General features: G+C 64.0%; 4 protein-coding genes. 1 reads left to right on the top strand and 3 read right to left on the bottom strand.

Annotated features, from left to right (window positions below):
- Positions 1 to 180: 180 nt before the first annotated feature.
- Positions 181 to 984: a SapC family protein gene (locus MHA02_RS06080; protein ID WP_147077585.1), complete on the bottom strand. Its 804-nt coding sequence runs from the start codon at positions 982 to 984 to the stop codon at positions 181 to 183.
- Between the two features lie 361 nt (positions 985 to 1,345).
- Positions 1,346 to 1,516, bottom strand: coding sequence for a hypothetical protein (locus tag MHA02_RS22050; protein WP_170249052.1), 171 nt, complete (start codon positions 1,514 to 1,516; stop codon positions 1,346 to 1,348).
- Between the two features lie 350 nt (positions 1,517 to 1,866).
- Between MHA02_RS22050 and MHA02_RS06075 the strand changes: the two genes are divergently transcribed.
- Positions 1,867 to 2,874, top strand: coding sequence for a helix-turn-helix domain-containing protein (locus MHA02_RS06075; RefSeq protein WP_174804651.1), 1,008 nt, complete (start codon positions 1,867 to 1,869; stop codon positions 2,872 to 2,874).
- A gap of 12 nt (positions 2,875 to 2,886) precedes the next feature.
- Here the strand turns inward: MHA02_RS06075 and MHA02_RS06070 are convergent, their stop codons facing one another.
- Positions 2,887 to 3,807 carry a radical SAM protein gene (locus MHA02_RS06070; RefSeq protein ID WP_147077583.1) on the bottom strand — a complete coding sequence of 307 codons (921 nt, stop codon included), beginning with the start codon at positions 3,805 to 3,807 and terminating at the stop codon, positions 2,887 to 2,889.
- Between the last annotated feature and the right edge of the window lie 51 nt (positions 3,808 to 3,858).

Here is a 3,858-nt window from a genome sequence, read left to right as displayed (position 1 = left end):
GACGCTCTCTCCAACCGGGCAGGGCGCACCGCGTTCGGCGCGCGCACATCAAGTGACCCGGCCGCCGTGGCACGGCCGGGTCGTCAAAGGTGGTCTGGAAGATCCGATCGGCGCCCGCTCGCGCGCGCCGATCGCCGTGGCGAGCTTCGCCCCCGTGTCGAGGACGAGGCCGACGCCGGATCAGGCGTTGCCGGTCGTCTCGAAATCGGCCGGAGAAGCCGGAGCCGTCTCGGCCTCCTGCGCAGCCGTTTCGACCGGCACGCCGATGCGCTCGGCGATCGGCGTGAGGTTCCGAAGCGAGGCGAGGTGCTGGTAGATCAGCTCCATCTCGTCGGCCTGCATCAGCTCCGCGAGCTTCTCGGCGGACAGCGCCTTGAGCCGGTCGCGGTTGACCACGCTGAATCCCGACAGCGTCGAGCGTTGGCCCGTGCGCAGGGTGAATTGCGCCTGCATGGATTCCAGCAGGTCGAACTCCTGCAGACGCTTCACGAACAGCTTGGTGCGCTGAAACTGCGTCTGGTAGGCCTGAAGGAAGCCGAGGACGTTCTGCAGATACTGCGTGCGGTCACCGTCGGCATCGAACAGGCGCTCGCCGCGGCCATCGTCGTTGCAGCCGGAAAAATCCTCGTCCACGCACAGCGTGAAGGTGGCGTCGGGGTCGTTCGCGTTGTCGCTGGAGAACACGAACGGATAGCGGCGCAGGAACGCCGGAACATAGGCGCCGGACCAAGAGCCCGCCTCGCTCACGTACAGGTTCTCGCCGTCCCGGATCCCGAGGAGCGCCACCGGGATGATCTCGTCGTCGGCGCCGCCGAACACGATCGTGTACTCGGCCCCGGCATTCGGGAACTCGGCGACCATCAGGGGCACGGAGTTGACGCCGCGGGCAAATTCGAAAGTCGCACCGGCCTTGACCGACCAGGAGCCGTGCCGCTGCCGGGTCACCGGTACTGCACGCTCGTAGATGAGAAGCTGCTTACTCATTCCAACCCCACGTTGCCACGCAAGTGCGCTTCCCGCATCTTTGCGATCCGCTGCATACCAGCAAGGGCCTGATTTGCGGAGAGATTGCACGCCTTTTCGATTGATCGAGCGTCTCAGTTTTCAGGTGGCGGAGTACGGACGATCGCGACCGCGTCCCGCCTGCAACAGCTGCCGAAAATGACCCGGCACAACCCACGCCCGACCACCTGAGCAAAGCCGCCGGCCACCGGCAGTCCTTCCAAAATACAGACGATTTTCCCGTACATCGACGGCACTTTTGGACGCCATCGGATCGCGCGCAATAGGCTTGAGACCGCTCAAATGACTCGATTTTCTCAGTCAAATTCAGTTAATCGATAATTCAATAAGCATTCACGTTTTTATCGAAAATCTGCGCCAGCTGAATGAACATCGCGCTGCGCTGAACATGAAATTTCAGCAATTTCCATTGAATATTTGCTTTTTCAAAAACAAAAAATGATCCCGCCATGGGGGCTGATTGAGGAAATTCATCGTCTTCGTGCGCCGACAATATCAAATCATGCCACTGATCGGGCGCATCTCATTCGATGTACATCGGAGATCATCGACTTTGCATAAAAGAGATTCTGAGCCTCTTGAAACCTGCAACGGTACCTTTAGCTTGATCGTCGATTCTGTCGTCAAGGCGTTGCATACGATCGATAAAACAGGGTCGGCCTCCATACTAAAGCTATCTTACAGTCCGGGGCAGCGGATGGTTCGGGCCGGCAAGTCGATCGACTGTGTTCCGACGTCACGCATCCTGCGGCGCGGGCACGGCGTGCCCGGCATCTGACCTTTCGAGACGCTGGCCGAGACGCCGAAGCATCCCCGTCGTACTTTTTTTAGAAGCCTCTTCGCGTGTCGATCCTCCAGCGCCTGGACTACCTTTCGACAGGTCTGCCGAACGAGAAAGCGTTCGAGATCTGGAAGGGCGTCGTCGGCGCCTTGTTCGAGCCGCGCGTCGTCCATCCGAACCAGCGCCTGCCGACCGGCTCCGCCAGCGGCGTCGTCATGGGTGATCTCATCGTCGCGCGCGTCGTCTTCGGGGCACAAAGTTTCCGGCGCGATCGCGACCTCATCGCCCGGACGCCGGACCACATCCTGTTCCACCTCTACAACGTCGGCGGCTTCAACGGCCTGATCAGCGGCCACCAAACCACGCTCTGGTCTTCGCAGGTGGCGATCATCGACCTCGGCTTCGAGGTGGACACGTTCGCCACCTCCTCGGATACGATCTCGCTCATCGTGCCGCGTGCGCTCCTGCCCGGCATCGCCGGCAGCCCCCTGCCGCCACGGCTCGATCCGGTGCGCAACCGGCTGCTGGCGGCGCATCTCACGGCTCTGCGTGAACGCAGCCTGTTCCTCGAAGAGCCGCAGGTCGAGGGCGTCGTCGCGCACACGGCCGACTTCCTGCAGGCGCTCCTCGATCCGGCGCGGGCGAAGGATCTCGTGGAGGAGCAGGAGTTCGAGACCTGCTACGTCGCCCTCGCCGAGCAGGCGATCCGCAACCATCTCGCCTCGCCCGACTTGTCGCCCGAACTGATCGCCAGCGAGATCGGCGTGTCGCGGGCCACCCTCTACCGGATGTTCGCTCCCCATGGCGGCATCATGCGCTCGGTCCAGGAGCGCCGCCTGCTTGGCGTCCGCGCGGCGCTGAGCGACCCGCTGGAGACGCGCCGCCTCTCCCGGCTCGCGACCGATTTCGGCTTTCGCGGCAAGGTCCATTTCAGTCGCAGCTTCCGCGCGCAGTTCGGCGTCACCGCGAGCGAGTTCCGGGCCGAGCAGGTGGCCTCGGCCCAGAACTCGGAGCGGACGGGCCTCGACGTTCTCAACTGGTGGTGGGACCGGCTCGGCGCCGCGCGCTGACGCAGGATGCGTTCAGGCGGACGTTCGCTGCCAGCGGCGGGAGATGGGACTCAGCAGGTCGGCTTCGAGGCCGAATTTTTCGATGTAGGCCGTGTTGAGCCCGAGGCATTCGCGGGAGGCGCAGGCGTCCCGATGCACGCATTGGTAGAAGCCGTTGCGTGCGAATTCCGTCCAGAAATCCGGATCGATGTGCAGCTCCGGCTGGCCGTTGACGAGGGCGTCGCCGAGGTCGCCGAGCAGGCATTCCGGAAAGTTCTTGACCTCGACCGCGCGTCCCTGCGCACGGGCGCGGGAAATGGCCTCTCGCAGGTACGGCAGCACGTCGCCGTGGCGCGGGACGAGACCCTTCTCGTCCCGCTCGGACATCGGGAAATAGACCCAGAACTCCATCTGGGTGAGGCGCCGGAGATGGCTCAGGCGATCGACGAGGTCTGGCAGGAGACGGTAACTCCGCTCCGTCACGACGGTGTTGGTGAGCGTCGCCACGCCCTCCATCGCATCGAGCGTCTCGAGGCCCCGCAGCGCCCGCTCGAACGATCCCGGCACCAGGGTCAGCGCATCGTGGGTCGCGGCGTCGCTGCCGGCGATCGAGACGAAGAACTCGTCGACACCGGCCTCGACGAGGCGGCGGCAATAGCTCGCCTGACCGAGATGCATGCCGTGGGTCTGGATGCGGACGTGCCGGAAGCCGCTCGCCCGCGCCCGGCGCGCCAGATCCGGCAGGTCGCGCCGCAGGGTGATCTCCGAGCCCGTGAGGATCAGCCCGATCCAGCGCTTCTCCCGCGCGTTGCGGGCCAGCAGTTCCTCGAAATGAGCATCCGATTCCGGCGCGAGCCGGTCCATCGTCCCCTCGATCATGCAGTGGACGCATTTGAGATTGCAGCGGAATTCCATCGTCAGGGAGACGTAGGCTGCGTGGTCGTAGCGTCCCATGACGTCTTTCGCTGCGAAGATGTTTTGCGCGGCGCTCGCCGGGAGCCGGGC

This window comes from Methylobacterium haplocladii, from assembly GCF_007992175.1.
Lineage (GTDB): Bacteria > Pseudomonadota > Alphaproteobacteria > Rhizobiales > Beijerinckiaceae > Methylobacterium > Methylobacterium haplocladii.
The sequence above is the reverse complement of the archived record's forward strand: the minus strand, read 5'-3'. Positions and strand labels throughout refer to the sequence as shown.